Raw genomic sequence first — 22,381 nt, forward strand, 5'->3', positions numbered from 1 at the left:
GTCGCCGCATGCGCACTGCCCCGCTCGGTGCCGCCCTCGGGCTCACCTCGGTCGCCCTGCTCGGTGCCCTGCTCCCCGCGGGCGCCACCCAGGCCGCCGAGCCCGCCCCCGACCGGGGCCGCTGCCCCCGACTCGCCACCGACCTCCCCTGGTACGGCGAGAACCGGGAGCACCTCCAGGAGGTCATCGACGAGCACGGCAGCTGCGGCAACCCGCACCTGCGGCACGGCAACCGCCCGGTCGCCGCCTTCGACTGGGACAACACCGTCAGCAAGAACGACATCACCGACCTCGCCATCGCCTGGGCGCTCAAGCACGACAAGATCCTGCGCCCCGCGCGCTGGTCCGACACCAGCCCCTGGCTGACGGCGAAGGCCGAGCGGACGCTGACCGAGGCCTGCGGCACCGAGGTCCCGGTCGGCAGGCCGCTGCCGACCTCCACCGACACCGACTGCACGGACGAGATCTTCTCGATCCGCAGCGAGGCCACCCTGATGAACGGCGAGAAGGCCTTCGCCGGGAAGTGGAACAGCCGCCGCACCCTGCCCCAGTACGCCTGGGTGCCGCAGCTCTTCGCGGGCCACACCGAGGCGGAGGTGACGGCGTACGCCCGTGCCTCCCGCGACGAGGCGCTGGCCGCACCCGTCGGCGCCACCCAGAAGGTCGGCACCCACACCCTGCACGCCTACGCCCGCTACAACCCGCAGATGAAGGATCTGATCCGGGTGCTGAAGAAGGCCGGCTTCGCGGTGTGGATCGACTCCGCGGGCAGCGCCCCGGTGACCAAGGCCTGGAGCGGCGGCGTCGGCCTGGACGACGCGCACACCCTCGCCATCCGCAATCTGCTCGACCGGCACGGCCGGATCACCTACACCCAGGAGGGCTGCGGCGGCGAGCCCGCGAGCAAGGGCGCGGTCATGCCGTACATCGAGGGCAAGCGCTGCTGGCTCAACGAGCGGGTGTTCGGCGTCAAGGGCCCGGACGCCTGGAAGAAGCAGGCCCCGCACAAGCGCCTGGTGATCGGCGCGGGCGACGCGGACACCGATGTGACGATGGTCGGCGACGCCACCGGCGCCCGGCTCGTCCTCAACCGGAACAAGAACGAGATCATGTGCCGCGCCTACGACAACGCGGACGGCAGGTGGCTGATCAACCCGATGTTCCTGGAGCCGCTGCCCGCAAAGGACGGCGCCTACCCCTGCTCCACCACCGGCTTCACCAACCCGGACGGCACCCTCGGCCCGGTCCGCCGCGCGGACGGCAGCATCATCCCGGACCAGCGGGACACGGTGCACGGGAGCTGAGCACCGCTGCCGACAGGCAGGGGCAGCGAGGAGCACAGCGCACAACTCACCCGCGGGCGGCCCCGGTTCCGGCCGGGCCGTCCGCACGGCTGCCGCGCCGCCGGGGCGGACGGCCGCCGGTTCAGACGCGGTAGCGGCGCAGCGCGGGCATCGCCGCGGCGAGGACCAGGGTCAGCAGGACGACCAGGACGCCGCCGCCCGCGACCGCCGTACGGGGGCCGAAGGCGGAACCCGCGGTGCCGTGCAGCACATCCGCGAGCCGGGGGCCGCCGGCCACCACGACCGTGAAGACGCCCTGCATCCGCCCGCGCATCTCGTCGGTGGCCGCGGACAGCAGGATCGCCCCGCGGAAGACCATCGAGACCATGTCGGCGACCCCGGCCAGGGCGAGGAAGACCACCGCGAGCCACAGGCTGCCGCTCAGCCCGAAGCCGGTGACGGCCAGGCCCCAGGCGACCACCGAGCCGATCACCATCCAGCCGTGCCGCCGGGCCCGGGAGAACGTACCGGAGAACAGCCCGCCGAGGACCGCGCCGATGGGTATCGCCGCGAACAGCAGCCCCAGCGCGAGGCCTTCGCCGTAGGGGGCGTAGGTCTCGGCGGCGAGCTGCGGGAACAGGGCCCGGGGCATGCCGAGGACCATGGCGACGATGTCGGCTAGGAAGGAGAGCAGCAGCACGGCGTGCCCCGAGATGTACCGGAAACCGGCGGCTATCTCGCGCAGGCCCGCGCGCCGCTTGCTCGCCCCGAGCGGTGGCAGGGCGGGCAGCCGGTGGACCGCCCAGACCGTGGCGCACAGCGCCAGGGCGTCCAGGAGGTACAGCTCGGGCAGGCCGACGACGGGTATCAGCACCCCGGCGAGCAGCGGACCGAGGACCTGGCCGGTCTGCATGACCGTGGAGCCCAGCGCGTTGGCGGCGGGCAGCTCGTCCTCCGGGACGAGCCGGGCGATGGAGGCGCTGCGGGCGGGGGCGTTGAGCCCCCAGAAGGCCTGCTGCACCGCGAGCAGCAGCATCAGCACGGTCACCGAACCGAGGCCGGTGACGGCCTGGATCCAGAAGAGCAGCGAGGTCACCGCGATACCGGTGTTGGTGATCAGCAGCAGGGTGCGGCGGTCCATGCTGTCGGCGACCGCCCCGCCCCACAGCGCGAAGACGATCAGCGGCAGCAGCCCGGCCATGCTCGCGGCGCCGACCCAGGCGGAGGAGCCGGTGATGTCGTAGATCTGCTTGGGCACGGCGACCGCGGTGAGCTGGCTGCCGACCGCGGTGACGATGGTGGAGGCCCACAGCCGCCGGTACGCGGGGCGCCGCAGGGGCCGGGTGTCCATGGCCCAGCGGCGCCAGCCCCGCCCTGGGGAAGCCGCGGGCGCGGGTTGCTCCGACTGCGGCTCAGCGCTGTTCTTGCTGGTGTCCACGACCGTCCCGGTGGGTGCGCTCCTCTTTCTGACCGGGGTTCACTATGGCAGCAGGCACTGACAGGACCTTCGGCGCCTCAGTCCGCGGGGGTGCCGATCAGCAGGCGGGTGAGGTGGCGGGTGCCGGCCTCCTGGATGCCGGGGCTGCGGTAGAGACCGGTCTTGAGGTAGCTCGACAGGCCCGGGTAGAGGGTGCCGGCGCCTTCCGGGAAGACGCCCGAGAGGGTCTGCTCGCCGTTGTACCAGGCGTCGATGGCCGATTTCGCCGGGTCCTCGGAGAAGGTGATGCGGACCGCGATGTCCACCGGCTGCCCGGTGACGGCGGGACCGATCTCGTGGTGCCAGCCCCCGCTGTCGCCGTCCAGGAGGTACTGGCCGTTGCCGATCTTGATCTCGCAGGGAGGCGAGCCGGTGCCCTCGTTCTTGAACTGGAGGACCACCTGCCAGTCGTCCGTGTCCACCGGGAAGCCCTCCTCCAGGAAGTCGGTGAACCGTACGACGAGGGTCTGCCCCTCGGTGATGTCCTGCGCCGCGTCGGGCTGCGACTCGTTGCGCTGCTGACCGCCCGCCAGATGGAAGCGGCCGCTGCTGCCCTCCCCGGTGGGGGAGTCGACCACGGTCGGCCGCGCCACCTCGCCCTGGGGCTCGTCGTTCCACGGGGTGTCCAGCCAGCCCTCCCAGCCGTTCGCGAAGTCGGTCGACCACTGGACGTCGAAGGGCGGCACCTCGTCCACCGGCACCGTCCGCCCCGTACCCCGCGCGCCCGCGACGGCGGCCCCGCCACCGAGCGCCGCCGCGGGCAGCGCGAGCGCGGACAGCAGCGTGTACCGCAGGATCCGGCGGCGTGAGAAGGACTGAGGGTGCGTCATGTCTCTCCCTTCGGTCGTGCCCGGCCCGGGCGCTCCGGGCCGGTTCGCCTGGTGCTTGCGTGACGCCACCGGGTCCCGCCGGGAGGGGATCCGTACGTGACGTTCTTCTCCGGGGTCCGGGGCGGGCGCCCGCGATCGAGTCGGCGGGCGCCCGCCCCGGGGTCCCGGCTACTTCAGGCTCATCGCCTCGTACCGCGCCGCCGACCAGGCCGGGGCGCCCTCGGCCGGGGTCAGGGTGACCTCGACGCTGTCCTTGCCCGCGGTGACCGAGGCGGGCAGCTGGTACACGTCCTCCAGCCAGCGGCGTTCGCCGTTGCCGAGCGGCTGCGACCAGTCCGCGAGGCGCACGCCGTCCACGCTGACCGCGACCCGCTGCCCCGCCTCCTTCTGGTCCGAGAGGCGCCGCAGGCGGACCCCGTCGTTCCCGGAGTCGACGGCCAGCGAGAAGGTGACGGCCGCCTCGGCCGCCCGGGTGTCGGCCGTCAGCCGCGGGGCGCCCGCCCGGTCGCCCTCGAAGCGGGAGTCGAGCGGGGTCACCGCGCCCGGGTCCGCCGAGGTGTAGCCGTGCTGCTGCTCGCTCTGCTCGTCGCCCAGGACGAGGGTGTCGGTGGTCTCGGCGCCCTTCTCGGCCCGGCCGTACCAGTAGGCGGTGGAGGAGTAGTCGGCCTGCTGGTCGTTGGTGGGCCCGTGCTCGATGCCGAAGTCGAGGCCCGTGGTGAAGGGCACCGCGTCGGCGATCAGGAGCCGATAGGCGCCGGTGCAGTCGCGCTCGGCCGGGCAGCCGGTGGCCGGGGTGAGGTGGGCCGGGTTGCCGTTGAACGGGGCGGAGTAGGCGCCGCGGTTGAAGTACCAGCCGCTCTGATAGAAGTCCTCGCTGCCGGTGCCGTGGATCTCCGGGGTGCGGGAGCCGTCGGCGTAGGAACGCTCGTCCCCTTCGAGGAAGTTGCGGTTCAGGGCGCCGGTCATGGTGTGGCTGACGCCGGTGAACTTGCCCTTGCCCTCTGCGCCGAGGAAGGACCAGTCCTTGCCGGGGGTGGTCGGCCCGGCGTGCGAGGAGGTGCGGAAGTGGCCCTCGGTCCCGGCCGCGACCGCCGCCGCGTGCTCCTTCGAGGGGGCGGCGGTGACCTCGGCGGTGCCCGCGGTCACCGCGGTGCCGCTGCCGTTGTACAGCTGGACCTCGGCGTTCTTCGCGTACGGCATCGCCCACCAGGAGCTGAAGGCGGAGCGGGGCGCGTCGATGCCGGACATCAGGGAGTGGACCGGGGCGACCGCGTGGCCGGAGCCGAAGAACTCGCCGAGCGGGGAGTCCACGGTCCGCTCCCCGTCGAAGCTGATCCGCAGCCGCAGGCCGGTGAGCAGCTTGCGGGCGGCGGCGAGCTTCGCGCGCTGCGCCTCGTCGAGGGCGTGGTCGTAGGTGCGTACGCCCTCCCAGGTCTGGCCGGTGATCCGGTAGCCGTGCGCGGACTCGTCCGCCGGGTCGCCGACGTCGACGGTGTCGCTGAGCTGGTGGCCGCCGCCCACCGCGCTCTCGGCGCGGTAGCGGAACTCGTTGACGTCGAGGTCGGAGGAGACGAAGGCGTTCTTCACCGTGATCCGGGACTTGCCCGCGGTGAGGGCGGCGGGCAGGTCGAGCGACTCCTCGGCCCACAGCCCGGCGCCCTGCGCCCCGGTCGGGCCCCACTGCCCGGCGGGCTGCCCGTCCACGGTGACCGAGGCGGTCTGCCGGCCGATCATCGGGTCGTAGCGGCGGCTCAGCCGGACGCCCTGGTTCGCCGGGTCGACCTCGACGGTGAAGGTGCTGGAGCCGTCCTTGCCGAAGGCCCGGCCCTCGTCGGTCTCCGATCCCGCCTCCACGTACGGGGCCTGAGGGAGCGTCAGCTTCAGCGCGGAGAGCAGTCCGGGGGTGTCCGAGGCGGCCAGCGTCTGGCTGGCGCCGGGGGCGAGGTCCAGCTGCGAGCGGGTGGTCTTCGCGCCGGGCTGGGCGGGCTTGGGGTCCGCGGTACCGGCGGCCTTCAGGGTGTCGACGACGTCCTGAGCGGGATCGGCGGGGTCGAAGGTCGTGATGCCCTCGGCGTCGTCGAAGGTGCGGTACGAGACATGGTGGAAGAGCGGGTTGTGCTCGGTGGTGATCCGCATGGACTCGCGGAAGGGCATCGGCACTTCGATGTAGACGCCGCCGGAGGTCTGGTCGGCGTTCGCCACGAGCGGGTGGACGAAGGGGGCGCCGAGCTTGCCGTCGACCACGTCCTGCAGCGGGGCGTCGACGACCTTCTCGCCGTCCAGCTCGATCGTGATCCGCCCGGTCTTGCGCACATCCCCCTCGTCGCGGGTGAACCAGATGGCGCCGACCTCGCCCGCGCCGGAGCGCTCGGCGATCACACAGCCCGCCGCGCTCTGACGGAGGCAGGCGTAACGGCCGTCGAAGCCGTCCTCGTTGCCGCCGGTGCGGTCGAAGCTGGAGAACTGGGCGGTACGCGCACCGCCGCCCAACTCGGGCATCCGGTCCAGGCGGCGGTAGGTGTCCCAGCCGACCGGTCCCTTGTCCGCCGCCTTCGGTGCCGTTCCGCTCCCGGCGGCGTCGGCGTCCGGCACCTGCGCGGCGCCGAGGAACAGCGCGGCCGCCAGGGCCGAGGCCGCCGCTGTGCCCAACCTGCCTCTTCGACGCATCACGCGTCCCTCCCTCAACCCTCTTCTGATATCGATTTCAGGCAAGTTAGGGCCGACTGGCATGCGCGTCAATGGGTTCCACCAAGGCGGCTGAGGGCAATCGGGTCGGACAACGGGCACCCTCGTGTAATCGTTTTCGTCATCACGCGGCCGGACAATCCACGCAGCCGCGCCGAAGCCCCAGGCCCGCGCGGTGCCCGGAGGCCCGCCCCGGCCGTGTCACCGGCCCACCGGAGCCGGATGCCGTTACCTTCTCCGTGGCCGGAAGCAGCGCACCGGCCCGCGCCGCCCGCCGGGACCCTGCCGAGGAGTTCGTCCGTGGACCACTGGCTCTCCGAACGCCGCCGGGCGGCGGCCGGCGGCGTCCTCGCGGGCTGTTCGACGGCGCTCCTCCTCGTCCTCGACGGCGGGACGACGCAGCTCTCGGCGGCCGATGTGAGCGTCCTGGTGACCTTCACCTATCTCGTCGGCTATCTCGCGCTCACCCTGGCCGCGTTCCTGAGCGCCTCCCCGGCCCGGATCCGCGCCTGGGCCCACCGCACGAAGCGGGGCACCACGCTCCAGCGCTACGTCCTCGGGACCGCGCCCGGCCCAGGGGTGTCGATCTTCATCGCGGAGGCCGCCCTGGTCGCCGCGGTGCTGTGGCTCCCCGGGCACCTCGGCTCCGCACTCCCGGCGCTGCCCCGCGCGGTGCTCGCGCTGGCCCTGGTCGCCGTGGCCTGGGTCTGCGTGGCGGTCTCCTTCGCGGTCGCCTTCCACGCCGACAACCTCATGGCGGGGGAGCGGGCGCTCGACTTCCCCGGCGAGGGCCCCGCGGTCTGGGCCGACTACGTCTACTTCGCCCTGTCGGTGATGACGACCTTCGGCACCACCGACGTGACCGTGACCACCCGCGAGATGCGGCGCACCGTGGCGGCCAACGCCGTCATCGCCTTCGTCTTCAACACCGTGACGGTGGCTGGCCTGGTGTCCGCCTTGAGTGGGGCTTAGCCCTCCCCGGACGGAGGGAGCCTGGGCAGCAGGCCCGCCCCTCACCCCGTCATCCGCGCTCCCACCTCCTCGGCGCAGGCGCGCAAGTCCGGTACGTGGGCGTGGAGTTGCTCCGCCGAGGTGAGGACGACGGTCGCGCCGAGGGAGATCGCGAGCCGGGGCGGGCCCTCGGTCGCGGGGACGGCGACGGCCACCGAGCGCACCCCGATCTCGTTCTCCTCCTCGACCTCGGCCCAGCCGCGGGCGCGGACCCGGTCGAGCTCCTCGCGCAGGGCGGCCGGATCGGTCCGGGTGTGCGCGGTGACCGTGGCCAGCGGGGCCCCGAGCAGTTCCTCGCGCTCCCGTTCGGGACGGGCCGCCACCAGGGCCTTGCCCAGCGCGGTGGCGTGCCAGGCGTTGCGGGTGCCCTCGGCGCTGCGCAGCTGGAGGTGCTGGTTGCCCTGGGCGGTGAGGACGAGGAGGACGTCCGGGGCCTGGAGCACCCCGGCGATGGCGGGCAGCCCGGTGCGTGCGGCGAGCCGCTGGAGGGGGGTGGCGGCGGCCGAGTACCCGCCCGGGGAGCGCTGGAAGCCGCGGGCCAGCTCCAGGACCCGGGCGCCCACGGCGTAGCGGCGGGCGTCCTCGTCGTAGGCGACGAATCCCTCGGCGGCGAGTCGGCCGAGGAGCCGGTGCGCGCTGCTGACCGGCAGGTCCGCCGCCCGCGCGGTGGCGCTCACGCCGAGGCCCGCGGGGTGGTCGGCCAGCACGGTCAGCAGGCGCAGACCCCGGCTCAGCATGTCGTCGGACGGCGTGGTCACGGTGCCGCTTCCCCCTCTGCTCCGGTGGCCCCGGTGGGCGTCACCGTCCTGCCCCGCGGCGGCGGGAGGGACCCGGCCCGGGCCCCGCTCACCGTACCGGTCCCGGCGAAGGCGGCGGCCGGTTCGCGTACGGCGGCCATCAGCGCCGCGGAGACCAGGGCGCACCCGGCCATCAGGGCGAGCGCGCCGCCGTCGCCGAGCGAGGTCCCGCGCACCCAGCCGACCAGGTAGGTACCGGCGAACGAGCCCAGTGCGCCGAGGGAGTTGACCAGGGCGACGGCCGCTCCGGCGACCCCCGGCGGGGCCAGCGCGGAGACCAGGGCGAAGTAGGGGCCGTACGGGGCGTACAGGCACAGGCCCGCCACCACCAGGAGGGCGAAGGCGAGCGGGAAGGCGGATCCCGCGGCCCAGGAGCCGAAGAGGGCGAGCCCGCCCGCAAGGAGCCAGGGCCAGACGGCGCTCGCGCGGCGCCCGCCGCGGTCGGAGAGGCGGGAGTTGACGAGCATGGCCACGGCGGCGAAGGCGTAGGGCACGGCGGTGAGCAGGCCGGTGGCGCCGATGCCCTCGCCGGAGCCCTTCTTGACCAGGGCGGGCAGCCAGAAGACGAAGCCGTACATGCCGAAGGACCAGAAGAAGTACTGGGCGCCCATCAGGAGCACGCCCCGGGAGCGCAGGGCGCGGCCGTACTCCTCGCGCAGCGAACCGGCCGGGGGCGGGGCGGCGGCCCGCTCGGCGGCGAGATCGGCGCGCAGCGCCCGGCGCTCGTGCTCGCCGAGCCAGCCGACCTCCTCCGGCCGGTCCTTGATCAGACGCAGGCAGAGCAGCCCCCACAGGACGGAGGGCACGCCCTCGGCGATGAACATCACCCGCCAGTCGGAGACGGAGATCAGCCAGCCGGAGAAGGCCGAGAGCCACATCACGGTCACCGGATTGCCCAGGATGAGCAGAGTGTTGGCGCGGCCCCGCTCGCGGCGGGTGAACCAGCGGCCGAGCAGCATCACCATCGAGGGCAGTACGGCGCCCTCGACGACACCGAGCGCGAAGCGCACCGCGATCAGCTGCGCCGGACTGCTGAGCAGCCCCTGGACGACGGCGAGGCACCCCCAGGTCACGGTGGACCAGGCCACGAGCCGCCGGGCGCTGCGCTGCTCGGCGTAGATGGTGCCGGGGATCTGGAAGAGGAAGTAGCCGAGGAAGAACGAGGCGGCGATGAGCGCGTCGGCGTTGGCGGAGAGACGCAGCTCCTCGGCCATGCCGCCCGCGGAGGCGATCGCGTAGTTCGACTTGTCGAGATAGGCGAGCGAGTACGTCAGGAAGGCCACCGGGATCAGATGGCGGGCCCGCGCCGAGCCCCAGAAACCGCTGCCCGAGGCCGAGGAGGACGTCACTGTCACTCCACCCCTTCCTTTTCCGTGAGATGGAAAGTGTTTCACTGGATGGGAAGACGTTACGAGTGCGTGTCTGCCGGGTCAATGGGTGCCGCCCGCCCCGGGCGGACTCCGCCGTCAAAAGGAGCAGCGATGAACGCGAACGGTGTCCTGGTCCCCTGGGAGGGTCTCGACCGGCGGCTCGGCCCCTGGCCGCCGGGGATCGAGGTGCGGGTCTGGGACGGCGGCGCGGGGGAGCCCGCCCTGCCGCAGCGGGCGCTCGACTCGGTCGGCCTGTGGGTGATGCCCTACGCCGTACCGGACGCGCACCGGCTGCTGCCGCGGCTGCCCGGGCTGCGGGCCGTCCAGTCGCTGAGCGCGGGGGTGGAGAAGCTGCGGCCCCTGCTGCCCGCCGGGGTCGCCCTGCACAACGGCCGCGGACTGCACGACGCCTCCACCGCCGAGCACGCCCTCGCCCTGATCCTCGCCGCCCAGCGCGAACTGCCCCGCTGGGCGGCCGACCAGCACGCGGGCCGCTGGGCCCCGCACTTCACCCGCTCCCTCGCCGACAGCCGGGTCGCGATCATCGGGTACGGCTCCATCGGCAGGGCCCTGGAGTCCCGGCTGCTCGCCTGCGAGGCCGAGGTGGTGCGGGTGGCCCGGCGCCCCCGGCCCGCCGAGGACGTCCACCCGGTCTCCGAACTCCCGGCCGTCCTGCGGGAGGTCGACATCGCGGCCCTGGTCCTGCCGCAGACCCCGGCCACCACCGGGCTGCTCGGCGCGGAGGAACTGGCCGCGCTGCCGGACGGCGCCCTCGTCGTCAACGTCGGCCGCGGGGCCACCCTGGACACCGGGGCCCTGCTCACCGAGGTGGGGTCGGGCCGGCTGCGCGCCGCTCTCGACGTCACCGACCCGGAGCCGCTGCCCGCCGCCCACCCGCTGCGCAGGGCGCCGGGTGTGCTGATCACCCCTCATGTGGCGGGCGGTTCGGCCTCCTTCCGGCCGCGGGCGGAGAAGCTGATCGGGGAACAGGTCCGCCGGTGGGCCCAAGGAGCGGCACTGCTGAACCCCGTCGGCGAGGAGTGAGGCGGGGGCGGGAAGGGGCAGCACGCGGGCCGTTCCGCGTGCTGCCCCTCCCCGCCGCCGAGCGCGCCCGGCCCCCTCAGCTCGCCGAGGCGCAGGCCGTGCCGCCCACCGGTTCGGCGGAGAAGCGCTGCCAGTCCGCCCAGCCGCTCGACGGGGCGGTCTGCGTACGGCTGGAGAGCCCGGCGCCCTCCGGTTCCATGGCGAGGACGGTGATCCGGCCGTCCGCCTCGGTCACCGGGGTCGGGGCGCACTGCGCGGGTCCGCCGAAGGTCTCCCAGGTGCTCCAGCCGCCCGAGGGCGCGGTCTGCCAGCGGTGCGACAGGTAGTCGTTGCCGGGGCCGACCGCGAAGACCTCCAGTCGGCCGTCCGCGTTGCGGGTCACGGCCGGGGCGCCACCGGCGAAGGTGCCGAAGTCCGACCACGCGCTCCAGTCGCCGCCGGGCGCGGTCTGGTGCCGGTTGGCGATCTTGTCGCCGTAGGGGCCGAGCAGGAAGACCTCCAGTCGGCCGTCGGCGTTCGCGGCCACCACCGGGCGCCCGCCGGCCGGGCCGCCGAACTCCCGCCAGTCGCCCCAACTGCCGCCCGGCGCGCTCTGGTTCCGGTGGGAGACGCGGGCGCCGCCCCGCTCGACGAAGAACACGTGCAGCCGTCCCTCGGCGTCGGCTGCCGCCGCGGGCGGGCTGGCCGCCGGGCCGCCGAAGCGCTCCTCCGGGCCCCAGTCGCCGCCCGGGGAGAGCTGCCGGCGGTGGGTCAACTGTGCGCCGCCGGGGGCGATCCCGAACATCTCCAGTCGGCCGTCCGCCGCCTTCACCACCGTCGGCGCGGCGCCCGCGCGTCCGCCGAGGGCGCGCCAGGGGCCCCAGTCGCCGCCGGGGGAGGTGCGGCGGTGGAGCAGGGTGCCGTCGTCCTCGACGGCGAAGAGTTCGAGGGTGCCGTCGGCGTTACGCGCAGAAGTGGGCACCGTGGCGAGGGTGTCCCCGAACTTCTCCCAGGGGCCCCAGCCGCCGTTCGGGGCGGTCTGGACACGTCGGCGCAGACCCGGTCCCTCGGCTTCGCGGGCGAAGACCTGCAGCCGCCCGTCGGCGCCCCGTACCGAGGACGGGTTCTGCGGGCCCTGCCAGAGCGGGGGAGTGGAGCGCCAGTGCAGCGGGGCGAGATGGAGGCCGTCCTGGAACCAGCCGCTGTGGGTGGCCCACCAGTCCTCGCCGTCCTGGACGATCTCGGGTGCGTGCGCGGGCAGATGGCCCGCGTAGCCGTCGAGGGCGAAGCGCGTGGGGTCCTTGCTGCGGAAGACGTCGGTGCCCACATAGCCGTCGCCGCGCGGGCCGGTGAACAGGTACCACCAGTCGCCGCGGTGCACCACGAACGGGGACTCGGTCACCGGGGCGGAGTTCTCCTTCGCGGTGGTGTCCGTGAAGGCGGTCCCCCGCTCGCTCCAGTGCACCAGGTCCTCGCTGGTGCGGTAGGCCACGATGTGGCTGCCGCCCTCGGGGGTCGCGGTGGCCGTGTAGTACATCACCCAGTGGTCGCCGACGCGGGTGACGAAGGGGTCGCGGGCCACCCAGCCGTCGCGGAAGAGCGGGCCGGAGGGGATCCGGGTCCAGTGCGAGAGGTCCTTGGAGGTGGCGAGGTTGATGGTGGCGTCCCGGTCCCCGCCGCCGCCCGAGTAGAACATGTAGTACGTGCCCTCGTGCTCGATCACGTGCGGGGCCCAGAGGTGGTCCTCGCCGTAGTCGGGGTCGACGGTGAGCACCGGCTCCCGGGTGGTCCACGGGCCCTTCAGGCTCGGCGCGGTCGCATGGGCGAAGGTGTCCTCGCCGCTGGAGTCGGGCGCCTGCCCCGGCGGTGCCTCCTCGCCGGTGATGCCGTACATGTGCCAGGTGCCGTCGGGGCCCTTGATCACCGCGTGGTCGTTGAGGTAGCGGGAGGGGGTCTCGCCGGAGGTGTCGTAGACCTTCCGGACCGGCCCCGCGCCCACCCAGGTGAGGTCCTCCCGCGCGTCGGCGGAGCGCGTCCCCCCGGCGTCGGCGGGGCCCGCCCCGAGGGCGAGCGACAGGGTGAGCAGGGCCAGCCCGGCGACCGCGGCGCGCTTCACTCGCATGTTCTCCTCCGCCATCCACCCGAGAAATCGATTTCAGCGCAAGTTAGGGGCAGCGCCGGGCCGGGGTCAAGACACCGGACCGGATCGCGTCACCCGGCCCCGCGCGGGAACGAGCCGTCAGGGCAGGCCGGTCGGGCCCGGAGCGGGGAGTACGGCGCAGGCGCCGCGGAACCTCGAACGGCGAGCGGCGCTTCTCCTGCTCAGCGCACCCTTCCCCGCCGCTTCAGCGGTACGCCCGGCAGCTCCGGAGCAGGCAGCGGTGCGCCGTCGTAGCCCTTCACCTCGCCGAAGCGGGAGCCGGTCATCCAGTCCTCGCGGGCCTGCTGGATCTCCTCCTGGGAGCGGCCGACGAAGTTCCACCACATGATCAGCTCCTCCTCGAAGGGCTCGCCGCCGAGCAGCATGAGCCCGCTGTCGGAGCCGGCGCGCAGGTCGAGGGCGTCCCGGCCGCAGCCGAGGTAGAGCATCGAACCGGGGGTGACGGGAACGCCGTCCACGAAGGTCTCGCCGGACATGCACAGCACGCCGTACTCGAAGTCGGGGACCAGCGGGAGGCGGGCCTCGGCGCCTGCCGCGAGGGCGAGGTCCGCGCCGACGAGCGGGGTGTAGGTGGTGCCGGGTGAGGCGGCGCCGTCGAGTTCGCCGAGGAGGACGGTGGCCCGCAGGCCCGGGGCGGTGACCACGGGCAGCTCGGCGTGGTGCTCGAACTTCGGCTCGGTGTGGCGGTCGGAGTCCGGCAGGGCCACCCAGAGCTGGGCGCCGTGCAGATAGCGGGCGTGCGACCGGGGGCTCTCCTCGGAGTGGCTGATCGCGCGTCCCGAGGTCATCAGGCCCAGTTCGCGCGGCCGGATCGTCTGGAGGCTGCCGGTGGAGTCGCGGTGGAGCACCTCGCCCTCGTGCAGCCAGCTGACCGTCTGCAGGCCGATGTGCGGGTGCGGCGGAACCTGCATGCCCGGCTCGTCCGCGATGTCGTCGGGGCCGTAGTGGTCGACGAAGGCCCAGGCGCCGATCATGCGGCGGCCGAGGTTGGGCAGCAGCCTGCGGACCTCGGTGGACTCGCCGAGCTTCACCGCGCGCGGGCTCAGCAACTCGCGTACCGGCTCGGCGACGACGAAGCCCCGTCCACCGCAGGTGCTCGGTACGGCCTGGCGTTCAAGGTTGCTCATGGGCCCAAGGTAGTGCTGCCGGTCCGGTGCGCGGGGTTCGGCGCCCCGTTCGGGGAGGGGGCGCAACAGGGTGCGGCTCGGGGGCTCGCGCTCCTCGCGCCAGGTCCGATGCGCGGGCCGACTCGCAGGGGCCGACGCGTGAGGTGCGGCCCGCAACGCATGCCCAGCGGCACGCGACCGTGAGCAGCGACGCGCGACGCACAGCGGAAAGCCGCAGCCGGAACAGGGAAAGCCGCAGCCGGAAAGGGCGCGGGAAATGCGCGGGCGAGGGTGTGCACGGTGGGGGCTGACGGCGTGACAGGTTTTCGCCCGTGTTCTAGGAAGGTCCCACCGAGGCGAAAGAAGTGTCAACGGTCGGGGAGCCGATTCCCCTTACGCGACCGGGATTCGGCGACTCGTCGCAGGGGTCCGTGCCCTGTGCAGGTACGGACCCGAGTGCCGCCCCCTGACGTGGAGTTGACGTCCCGCGCCGGCCCGGTCTCCGCCCGAGACCCCCGTGCAAATGCGGAGGACCGCACTCTGTACAACGTTGCACGGAACCCTTACTTTCAGCTTCTGTACGGCGGGGGCCGTCAGCGTTCTTTCCATCGACTTTTCCATCGACTGGAGGGCACGTGCAGTACGGATTTCTCTCCCTCGGAACTCTCAGATCCCTCAGATATCCCAGTTCCCACAGATCCCACTCGTCTCATCGACCCCAGTGGCGGAATTCCCTGAGGTCTCTGCGCTCCCTCGGCTTCCTCGCCCTGCTGTCCGTGCTGCTGCTCGGGCAGATTCCGCCCGCCGCAGCCGCGACCGGCACCCCGCTGCGTACGGACACCGGCCTGTACCCGCGCGCGATCCGCCTGGAGCACAGCGGCTCGGCCAACGGGCGCGTCCTCGCCTCCGTGGTCACCTTCCAGGGCAACAACGGACTCGGCGCGATCCACGAGAGCACCGACGGCGGCGCGAGCTTCGCGCAGGTCGGTGCCGTCGCCGATCCGGAGGCCGCGGGCGGGCAGGGCCTGTGCTGCTCGACGCTGTACGAACTGCCGCAGCAGGTGGGCGAGTTGCCCGCCGGAACCCTGCTCTGGTCGGCCTCCGTCGGTCAGGACGAGCCCGGGCGCAGAATGGCGATCAGGGTCTTCCGCAGCAACGACATCGGCCGCAGCTGGCAGTACCTGTCCACGGTCGCCGCGGCGCCCAACGACCGCGGCCTGTGGGAACCGGAGTTCTCCGTCGACGCCGAGGGCAACCTGGTCTGCCACTACTCGGACGAGACGGACGGGGTGCACAGCCAGAAACTGGTCGCGGCGCGCACCTCGGACGGCCTCACCTGGACGGGGCACCACGACACCCTCGCGAGCGGACTGAACTCGGACCGGCCCGGCATGGCCGTGGTGCGCAGGCTGCCCAGCGGTACGTACTTCATGAGCTACGAGATCTGCGCGGCGGCCGGGCAGTACGCCTGCGTCGTGCAATACCGGACCTCGCCGGACGGCTGGAACTGGGGCAGCCCGACCGATCTGGGGATCCGGCCGGAGACCGCCGACGGCAAGTACTTCAAGCACGCCCCGACCGTCGCCTGGGCGCCCGAACCGGGCAATCCCCAGGGGAAGTTGCTGCTCGTCGGGCAGGTCATGTACAACCGCGACGGCTCGGTGGCCGCCGGGAGCGGCAAGACCGTGTGGACCAACAGCGCCTCGGGCAACGGCGCCTGGCGGGAGATCGCCGCTCCGGTCGCCGTCAGCTTCACCACGGTCGACTTCTGCCCCAACTACAGTTCCGCGCTGCTGCCTTCGGCCGACGGCGCGCAGGTCCTGGAGGTCGCCACCGACTGGGACGGCGGCGTCTGCAAGCCCTACTTCGCGACCGGCGCCAGCTGAGCGGCAGTTGACGGGCGCTCCCCGACCGCCGGGCCCGTCTTCACCCACGATGTGGTGTGAAGGCGGGCCCGGCACACGGGAGTTGAGCCACCCTCTTGCCCCCCCCACCGCAGTGGGGCAGCGGCCTCACTGACCGCCGAGACCCGTGGTGGCCACCGACTTCACGATCTGCCGCTGGAAGAAGAGGAAGACCAGGACCAGGGGCAGTGCGGCCAGCATCGCGGTCGCCATGGTCTGCGCGTACTGCACCCCGTAGGCGTTCTTCACCGCCGTGATGCCGACCGGCAGGGTCATCAGATTCGGGTCGGAGGTGGAGACGAAGGGCCACAGGAAGTTGTTCCAGGCGCCGATGAAGACGAAGACCGCGACGGCGGCCAGCATGGGCCGGGAGAGCGGCAGCAGCACCGACCAGAAGATGCGCCAGTGGCCCGCGCCGTCGATCCGCGCGGCCTCCTCCAACTCCCGCGGCAGCGAGTCGAAATGCTTCTTCAGGATGAAGACCATCACCGGCGCCACCGTCTGCGGCAGGATCACCGCGGCATAGGTGTCGGCGATGCCGAGGGTGATCATCTGCCGGAACCAGGGCACGATGAGCAGCTGCGGGGGGACGAGCACCGCGGCCACGGTGAGGGCGAACAGCACCCGGCGGCCCCGGAACAGCGTCCGGGAGAAGGCGTACCCGGCCATCGCCGAGACCGCGACGGTGAGCACGGTGACCGCGGTGGCGATGGCGAAGCTGTTGAACATCCACAGCGGCAGGTCGCCCCGGCTGATCACCTCGGAGAACCGGTCGAGGGTGAAACCCGAGCGCGGCCAGAGCCAGTGCTCCGGATCGCTGGCGTCCTGCTCGGACTTGAGGGCGGTCAGCACGCCCCAGCCGAGCGGCAGCAGCCAGGTCGAGGTGAAGAGCAGCAGGGCGGCGAACGCGAGCACCCGGGCCAGGCGGCTCTGCCCGAGGGTCAGCGAGCGGCGTGCGTACGGCTCGGTCCCGCGCGCCGGGCGGCGGCGCGCGGGGGCCGCCGCGGTGGTCTCGCCGGTGCCGTGCAGGGGCGGATGCGTGGTGGTCATGACTGCTTCTCCCGGCGGCGGAGGACCGCGAACTGCGCGGCGGAGGCGAGGAGGACGAGGGCGAAGAAGAGGTAGCTGATCGCGGAGGCGTAGCCCAGGCGGTAGCCGGTGAAGCCCACGTCGTAGAGGTACTCGATGACCGGGCGGGTGGAGTTGTTCGGGCCGCCCTTGGTGAGCAGGTACACCTGGTCGAAGACCTTCAGCGAGGCGAGGATCTGCAGCACCGTGATCACCCCGGTCATCCGGCTGAGCTGGGGCAGGGTGATCGACCATAGGCGGCGCCAGGCACCGGCGCCGTCGATGGCGGCGGCCTCGTAGAGGTGGTCCGGGATGGCCTGGAGGGCGGCGAGGTAGAGCAGGAAGTTGAAGCCCACCGTCCACCACAGGGTCGCGAGCACGATCGCCCACATCGCCACCGACTCGTCGCTCAGCCAGGCCACCCCGTCCAGGCCGACCGCGCCGAGGAGGTGGTTGTACAGGCCGAGATCGGGCTGGTAGAGCCAGAGCCACAGCAGGCTCACCACGCCGACCGGCAGCAGATAGGGCGCGAAGAAGGCGAGCCGCCACACCCACTGGCCGGGCAGACCGGTGTGCACGAGCAGCGCCATGCCGAGCGCCACCGCCACCAGAGGGACCGTGGAGAAGAGGGTGAACAGCAGGGTGTGCCCGAGCGAGCGCCACATCTCCTCGTCGCCCAGCGCCTCCCGGAAGTTGTCCAGGCCGATGAAGGAGGGGTCGTGCGCCGACAGGGAGGCGTCCGTCAGGCTCATCCACAGCCCCTGCACCATCGGCCAGACCATGAAGAGGCCGAAGAGCACCAGGAAGGGCAGGGCGAAGAGCAGACCCGGCGGAAGGGTGCGGCGGGCCGGCCGGGAGCCGGTGCGCGCCGAAGCGGGGGGAGAGGACATCGTCGTGCCTCCTGCGCGGGGCGGACCGGCCCTCAGGCCGGACTGGGCTTGGAGAGGAAGGAGTTGAGGCGCCGCACCATGGCGCGGGCCGCGCGGTCCGGGGCCAGACCGTCGAGCAGGGCCTGCTGGAGCACCTGCGACATGGCGTTCTGGAAGTCCGATCCGGCACCGGCGAACCAGGCCGAGGGGTCGAGGACCACATGCTCCTGCGCCGCCAGGTAGTGCGCCTGGGGCTGGAGCTTGGCGTAGGCCCCGGTGCGGGTGACCGGCCGGTACGCGGGGATGTGCCCGGCCGTCGCCCACACCCGCGAGGCCTTGAGCAGGGCGGCCACGGCCCGGTGGGTGCGTTCGCGACGGCCCTTGTCGGCGTCGGGGCGGCGGGGCAGCACGAAGGCGTGCGAGTCGGCGTAGACCGCGGGGGTGCCGAAGACGGTCGGGAAGGAGGCGGCGCCCACCTTCTTGTCGGCCGCCCGGTAGGTGGCCAGCTCCCAGTCGCCGGAGAGGGTCATCGCGGTCTGCTTGTTGGTGAAGGAGGCGATCCCCGAGAAGTAGTCGAGGCTCTTGGGGTTGGCGCGGCCGTCGACCAGCTTGGCCATGAAGGCGATGACCTCGGCCATCCGGTCCTCGTCGATCTCGGCGGGGCCGCCCTCGGGCAGCGCGAGGCGCCCGCCGGTCTGCCGGTACAGGCCGTAGAAGAGCCGCCAGCCCTGGGAGGGGTCGTTGACGTAGCCGAAGGCGATGCCCTGTTTCCCGGAGGCCTTCGCCAGCTCCCGCCCCGCGGCGAGGAAGCGCTCCGGGGAGGAGAAGGCCTCGGTGTCCAGGGCGCCGTCAGAGGTCAACAGCCCTGCCTTCGCGGCGGGTTCGGGGTGGTAGAAGACGATGAAGGGGTGGGTGTCCAGGGGGACCGCGTACAGGCGGTCCTGGTACTGGGTGCGGCCCCACACCGCCTCGGAGAAGTCCTCGCGGCGCACGCCGTACGCGGCCAGCTCCGCCGTGTCCCAGGGGTCGAGCAGCCCGGTCGGCGCGTAGCCCGCGAGCCGGGAGACATGGCAGACCGCGAGGTCGGGGCCGCGGCCGCCCGCCGAGGCCATGGCCAGCTTGGTGTAGTAGGGGGTGCCCCATTCGAGGACGGTGCGCTCCAGGCGGGTGCCGGGCATGTCCTTGCGGGCGGCGTCCCGCATCTCGTTGAACAGCCCGCCGTCGGCGCCGCTGAACAGGTCCCACAGCCGCACCGTGCCCTCGTCCGAGGCGAGCGCGGCGCCGCAGCCGCTGAGCGAGCCGCCGGTGAGCAGTGCCCCGGCGGAGGCCAGGGACGCGGTGAGCAGGCGGCGCCGGGAGGTGCGCGCGGGTTCTCCCGGGCCCGAAGGGAGTGCACTCATGAGCCCTCCTGAGGTCGGATAGGGGCGAAGTCCCCTTGCAGGAAGGGGAGGTGAGGTGGCGGATCGGTGGGGCTTCAGGGGCGTTCGAAGGCGGCGGCCCGCTGCTGCGCCGCTCGCAGCGCGCGGGTGTCGACCTTCTCGGAGCGGTCGAAGCGGTAGACGCCGTTGCGTTCCTGGAAGACGTCGGTGAGCTGGGTGTAGCAGTAGCCGAACATGTGCGGGTCGTCCAGGAGCACATCCACCAGACCGGTGAAACGGGAGACGAACTCCCCTTCGGTGCGCGGCCGTTCGCCGTACCCCCAGGAGCTGTCGCTCTCGTCGCCCGCGGCCTCGGCGGCGGCCGCCGGGTCCCACCAGATGCCGCCGAACTCGCTGCAGAAATAGGGCTGTCCGCGGTAGGGCAGCGACCAAGTGGTCTGCTGTGGGCCGGTGTTGACGTAGGGGGTGTCCTCGGCGAGTCCGTCCATGAGCTTGCCGAAGACCTCGGGGTCCTGCTCGTAGCAGTGCGCGTCGTAGACGTCGGTCTCCGCGATCCGGTGCGCGTAGCCGGAGGCGTCGATCACCGGCCGGGTGGGATCGGCCGCCTTGGTGGCGAGGAACATGGCCCGGGTCACGTCGTCGAGCCGGGTGATCCGGTCGTGCAGCCGCTGATAGGTCTCGTTGAGCGGGCACCAGCCGATGATCGCGGGATGTGAGTGGTCGCGCTCCAGCGCCTCCAGCCACTGCGCGGGGTACGAGGCGTCCGGCTGCTGGTTGTCGTCGCGCTGCCCGGTCTCGCAGCCCCAGTCCCCGAACTCGCCCCAGACCAGGTAGCCGAGGCGGTCCGCGTGGTACAAGTACCGCTCCTCGAAGACCTTCTGGTGCAGCCGGGCCCCGTTGAAGCCCGCCTCCAGGCCGAGTTCGATGTCCCGCACCAGGGCGTCCTCGGTGGGCGCGGTCATCAGGCCGTCCGGGTAGTAGCCCTGGTCCAGTACCAGCCGCTGGAACACCGGCTCCCCGTTGAGCAGCACCTGCTTGCCGCGCAGGGCGACCGAGCGCAGCCCCGCGTACGAGACCACGTCGTCGACCACCTCGCCCTCGGCGTCCAGGAGTTGGAGGCGCAGCTCGTACAGGTGCGGGTCCGCGGGGCTCCAGGGCCGGACCCGCTCCGGCGGGAGCGCCAGGGCCAGCCGCGGGCACAGGTCGAGGTCGGCCCGGGCCTCGGCGCGCACCAGCTCGGTGCCCTCCTCGCCGAGCACGGCCCGCACCCGGTGGCCGGGCAGGTTGGCGGTCACCGGGAGTTCGACGTAGAGGGAGCCCGAGCCGAGGTCCGGGGTGAGGCGGGGGCGCTTGAGGCGGGCGGCGCGGGGCACCGCCTCCAGCCACACCGTCTGCCAGATGCCGGTGGTGCGGGTGTAGTGGCAGTGCGTGTTGGCGTACCAGGTCGCCTGCTTGCCGCGGGCCTGCGGCCCGTGCCTGCTGTCCCGGGCGCGGACGACCACGACGGCCTCCTCGCCGGGTTCCGCGACCCCGCCGAGATCGGCGGTGAAGGGGGTGAACCCGCCCCGGTGGCGGGCGACTTCGGTGCCGTTGACCCAGACCGTGGTGTCGTGGTCCACGGCCTGGAAGTGCAGCAGTACGCGCGAACTACCCCACTCGGCCGGGACGGTGAACCGGCGGCGGTACCAGACGGCCTCCATGAAGTCGGTGTCCGCGATCCCGGACAGCTCCGACTCGGGGCAGAACGGCACGGTGATGGTGCCGCTCAACTCTCTTTCCCGCAGCCCGCGTTCCAGACCGGAGTCGGCACGGTCGATCTCGAACTCCCAGGTGCCGTTGAGGTTCAGCCAGTCGGCACGGACGAACTGCGGGCGGGGGTGCTCCGGACGCGGCAGGTCCTCGGGCAGGGGAGAGCTCATCTGCTCCTCGCTTCGTACGGGTGCGAAGGGTGCGGCGGGCCCATGCCACCACGTGGTTACATCGATGTAAATACCCTGGACGCAGTCGGCCCCGCCGAACGGCCCCGCCGTCACGCTGGGTACGATCACCGCAGCTGAGGAGGGCGAGAGTGGCGGCAAGGGTCAGGATCAAGGACGTCGCGGCACACGCGGGCGTCTCACCCAAAACCGTGTCCAATGTGCTCAACGACTACGAGCACGTCGCCCCCGCGACCCGGGCGGCGGTGCGCGAGTCCATCGAGGCCCTCGGCTACCGGGTCAACCTCGCGGGCCGCCAACTGCGGCGCGGGCGCACCGGGATGATCACCCTCGCGGTCCCCGAACTCGACGTCGCCTACTTCTCCGAACTGGCCAAGCATGTGATGACGGCGGCCGAACGCCGCGGCTGCACCGTGCTGCTCCACCAGACCGACGGCCGTCGGGACCGCGAACTGGCCGCCCTGAGCGGCTTCGAGGCGCAGATCACCGACGGCGTGGTGCTCAGCGCGCTCACCCTGACCGCCCGCGACCTGGCCGAGCGCGCCCCGCACCTGCCCGTCGTCCTCCTCGGCGAGCGGCACGGGGACGGCACCCTGGACCACGTCGGGATCGACAACGTCGCGGCGGCCCGGGAGGCCACCGCGCACCTGCTCGCCCGCGGCCGCCGCCGGATCGCCGTCGTCGGCGGGGCGCTGCGCGGGCGCCAGGGCACCGACCGGCTGCGCACCCTCGGCTACCGCGAGGCGCTCCGGGCGGCCGGGGTGCCCTTCGACAGCGGGCTCGTGGTCCCGGTCGACGCCTTCCACTGGCTGGACGGCGCTCGCGCCGCCCGCGCCCTGGCCGAGCGGCCCGAACCGCCGGACGCGCTGCTCTGCCTCAACGACCACCTGGCCCTCGGCGCGGTGCGCGCGCTGTACGAGCACGGGCTGCCGGTGCCGGGCGCCCTCGACGTGGTCGGCTTCGACGACATCGAGGCCGCCCGCTTCACCATCCCGACCATCAGCACCATCGCCCCGGACAAGGAGGGCATCGCGCGCGCCGCGGTGGACCTGCTGCTCGACCGCATCGAGCGCCCGGACCGGGAGTCCGGCCCCTCGCACCATGTCGCCGGGTACCGCCTCATCGTGCGGGAGAGCTCCGGCGGCTGAGGCGGGCGCGGGGCGCGTACTGCCCACCGTCGCAAGGGAGTCGGCCCCTTTCCGGCTTCTCCGCCATGCCCGCTGTCCCTCCCGTTGCCTCCTGTTCCCGTCATCTCCGTCATCTCCGTCATCTCCCGTCATCCCCGCTGTCCCTGCTATCTCCGTCATCTGCGGCTTCTCCTGCCTTCGGTGCCTTCTCCGGCTCATCCATTGACAGTCCGCTCATGTCTTCCTACCTTCGGTAGCAGTTACATCGATGTAAATCGGCTCGATGTTCTTCTGCCGCACCCGTCGCACCCTCTGCACTTCCGCAGCGCGCAGCGCCCCCGCGGCGCTCCCGAG

The 22,381-nt window shown here is 72.8% G+C and carries 16 protein-coding genes; 5 read left to right on the plus strand and 11 right to left on the minus strand.

Translation table 11 applies throughout. The features are described 5' to 3' along the window. The first annotated feature begins 8 nt into the window (after nucleotides 1-8). A complete protein-coding gene (locus tag MID12_RS31345; RefSeq protein ID WP_263172539.1) occupies nucleotides 9-1,304 on the plus strand; it encodes a haloacid dehalogenase-like hydrolase in 1,296 nt (431 codons plus the stop codon). 121 nt (nucleotides 1,305-1,425) lie between these two features. Here MID12_RS31345 and MID12_RS31350 read toward each other — a convergent pair whose 3' ends face one another. From MID12_RS31350 to MID12_RS31360, 3 genes are all read right to left on the minus strand, one after another. Further along, on the minus strand, nucleotides 1,426-2,721 hold the full coding sequence (locus tag MID12_RS31350; RefSeq protein WP_040255628.1) for an MFS transporter: 1,296 nt from the start codon (nucleotides 2,719-2,721) through the stop codon (nucleotides 1,426-1,428). Between the two features lie 77 nt (nucleotides 2,722-2,798). Further along, the gene (locus MID12_RS31355) at nucleotides 2,799-3,590 is read right to left on the minus strand and encodes a polysaccharide lyase (protein WP_263172541.1); all 792 of its coding nucleotides are present in this window, start codon (nucleotides 3,588-3,590) and stop codon (nucleotides 2,799-2,801) included. A gap of 168 nt (nucleotides 3,591-3,758) precedes the next feature. Next, a complete protein-coding gene (locus MID12_RS31360) occupies nucleotides 3,759-6,239 on the minus strand; it encodes a glycoside hydrolase family 172 protein (RefSeq protein ID WP_263172543.1) in 2,481 nt (826 codons plus the stop codon). A 336-nt stretch (nucleotides 6,240-6,575) separates the two neighbouring features. On the opposite strand from MID12_RS31360, the gene MID12_RS31365 reads away from it, so the two are divergent. Beyond that, nucleotides 6,576-7,247 carry a DUF1345 domain-containing protein gene (locus MID12_RS31365; RefSeq protein WP_237283000.1) on the plus strand — a complete coding sequence of 224 codons (672 nt, stop codon included), beginning with the start codon at nucleotides 6,576-6,578 and terminating at the stop codon, nucleotides 7,245-7,247. Between the two features lie 41 nt (nucleotides 7,248-7,288). On the opposite strand, the gene MID12_RS31370 is transcribed toward MID12_RS31365, so the two are convergent. Both MID12_RS31370 and MID12_RS31375 read right to left on the minus strand, forming a co-directional pair. Further along, on the minus strand, nucleotides 7,289-8,044 hold the full coding sequence (locus MID12_RS31370) for an IclR family transcriptional regulator (RefSeq protein WP_263172546.1): 756 nt from the start codon (nucleotides 8,042-8,044) through the stop codon (nucleotides 7,289-7,291). After that, complete coding sequence (locus MID12_RS31375; protein WP_263172548.1) at nucleotides 8,041-9,438, minus strand: MFS transporter; 1,398 nt, start codon at nucleotides 9,436-9,438, stop codon at nucleotides 8,041-8,043. The genes MID12_RS31370 and MID12_RS31375 overlap by 4 nt, the downstream gene beginning before the upstream one ends. Before the next feature lie 126 nt (nucleotides 9,439-9,564). Between MID12_RS31375 and MID12_RS31380 the strand changes: the two genes are divergently transcribed. Further along, nucleotides 9,565-10,497, plus strand: coding sequence for a 2-hydroxyacid dehydrogenase (locus MID12_RS31380; protein WP_263172549.1), 933 nt, complete (start codon nucleotides 9,565-9,567; stop codon nucleotides 10,495-10,497). A gap of 76 nt (nucleotides 10,498-10,573) precedes the next feature. Here the strand turns inward: MID12_RS31380 and MID12_RS31385 are convergent, their stop codons facing one another. After that, nucleotides 10,574-12,598, minus strand: a complete 2,025-nt coding sequence (locus MID12_RS31385) for a family 43 glycosylhydrolase (protein WP_263172551.1) — start codon at nucleotides 12,596-12,598, stop codon at nucleotides 10,574-10,576. Nucleotides 12,599-12,798: 200 nt separating this feature from the next. Further along, the gene (locus MID12_RS31390; RefSeq protein ID WP_040255637.1) at nucleotides 12,799-13,764 is read right to left on the minus strand and encodes a pirin family protein; all 966 of its coding nucleotides are present in this window, start codon (nucleotides 13,762-13,764) and stop codon (nucleotides 12,799-12,801) included. A 755-nt stretch (nucleotides 13,765-14,519) separates the two neighbouring features. Here MID12_RS31390 and MID12_RS31395 point away from each other — a divergent pair. Next, nucleotides 14,520-15,629 carry an exo-alpha-sialidase gene (locus MID12_RS31395; RefSeq protein WP_263172554.1) on the plus strand — a complete coding sequence of 370 codons (1,110 nt, stop codon included), beginning with the start codon at nucleotides 14,520-14,522 and terminating at the stop codon, nucleotides 15,627-15,629. 126 nt (nucleotides 15,630-15,755) lie between these two features. Here the strand turns inward: MID12_RS31395 and MID12_RS31400 are convergent, their stop codons facing one another. The 4 genes from MID12_RS31400 to MID12_RS31415 form a co-directional block, all read right to left on the minus strand. Further along, nucleotides 15,756-16,697 (minus strand): carbohydrate ABC transporter permease, encoded by a 942-nt coding sequence (locus tag MID12_RS31400; RefSeq protein WP_263172555.1) that lies wholly within the window; start codon nucleotides 16,695-16,697, stop codon nucleotides 15,756-15,758. After that, entirely contained in the window at nucleotides 16,694-17,605 is a 912-nt protein-coding gene (locus MID12_RS31405; protein ID WP_263172557.1) for a carbohydrate ABC transporter permease, read from the minus strand. Before MID12_RS31405 ends, MID12_RS31400 begins: the two co-directional genes overlap by 4 nt. A 32-nt stretch (nucleotides 17,606-17,637) precedes the next feature. Next, on the minus strand, nucleotides 17,638-18,984 hold the full coding sequence (locus MID12_RS31410; RefSeq protein WP_263172559.1) for an extracellular solute-binding protein: 1,347 nt from the start codon (nucleotides 18,982-18,984) through the stop codon (nucleotides 17,638-17,640). 74 nt (nucleotides 18,985-19,058) lie between these two features. Further along, the gene (locus MID12_RS31415; RefSeq protein WP_263172561.1) at nucleotides 19,059-20,882 is read right to left on the minus strand and encodes a glycoside hydrolase family 2 protein; all 1,824 of its coding nucleotides are present in this window, start codon (nucleotides 20,880-20,882) and stop codon (nucleotides 19,059-19,061) included. 149 nt (nucleotides 20,883-21,031) lie between these two features. Between MID12_RS31415 and MID12_RS31420 the strand changes: the two genes are divergently transcribed. Further along, nucleotides 21,032-22,048, plus strand: a complete 1,017-nt coding sequence (locus MID12_RS31420) for a LacI family DNA-binding transcriptional regulator (protein ID WP_078845346.1) — start codon at nucleotides 21,032-21,034, stop codon at nucleotides 22,046-22,048. The last annotated feature ends 333 nt before the right edge of the window (nucleotides 22,049-22,381 follow it).

Source organism: Streptomyces sp. SCSIO ZS0520 (genome assembly GCF_025643355.1).
GTDB classification, from domain to species: Bacteria; Actinomycetota; Actinomycetes; order Streptomycetales; family Streptomycetaceae; genus Streptomyces; species Streptomyces physcomitrii.

Excerpts from the sequence above, each read along its gene's own strand:
- MID12_RS31345 (WP_263172539.1), top strand. The coding sequence starts at position 9 with ATGCGCACTGCCCCGCTCGGTGCCGCCCTCGGGCTCACCTCGGTCGCC.
- MID12_RS31355 (WP_263172541.1), bottom strand. The coding sequence starts at position 3,590 with ATGACGCACCCTCAGTCCTTCTCACGCCGCCGGATCCTGCGGTACACG.
- MID12_RS31380 (WP_263172549.1), top strand. The coding sequence starts at position 9,565 with ATGAACGCGAACGGTGTCCTGGTCCCCTGGGAGGGTCTCGACCGGCGG.
- MID12_RS31385 (WP_263172551.1), bottom strand. The coding sequence starts at position 12,598 with ATGCGAGTGAAGCGCGCCGCGGTCGCCGGGCTGGCCCTGCTCACCCTG.
- MID12_RS31390 (WP_040255637.1), bottom strand. The coding sequence starts at position 13,764 with ATGAGCAACCTTGAACGCCAGGCCGTACCGAGCACCTGCGGTGGACGG.
- MID12_RS31400 (WP_263172555.1), bottom strand. The coding sequence starts at position 16,697 with ATGACCACCACGCATCCGCCCCTGCACGGCACCGGCGAGACCACCGCG.
- MID12_RS31405 (WP_263172557.1), bottom strand. The coding sequence starts at position 17,605 with ATGTCCTCTCCCCCCGCTTCGGCGCGCACCGGCTCCCGGCCGGCCCGC.
- MID12_RS31410 (WP_263172559.1), bottom strand. The coding sequence starts at position 18,984 with ATGAGTGCACTCCCTTCGGGCCCGGGAGAACCCGCGCGCACCTCCCGG.
- MID12_RS31415 (WP_263172561.1), bottom strand. The coding sequence starts at position 20,882 with ATGAGCTCTCCCCTGCCCGAGGACCTGCCGCGTCCGGAGCACCCCCGC.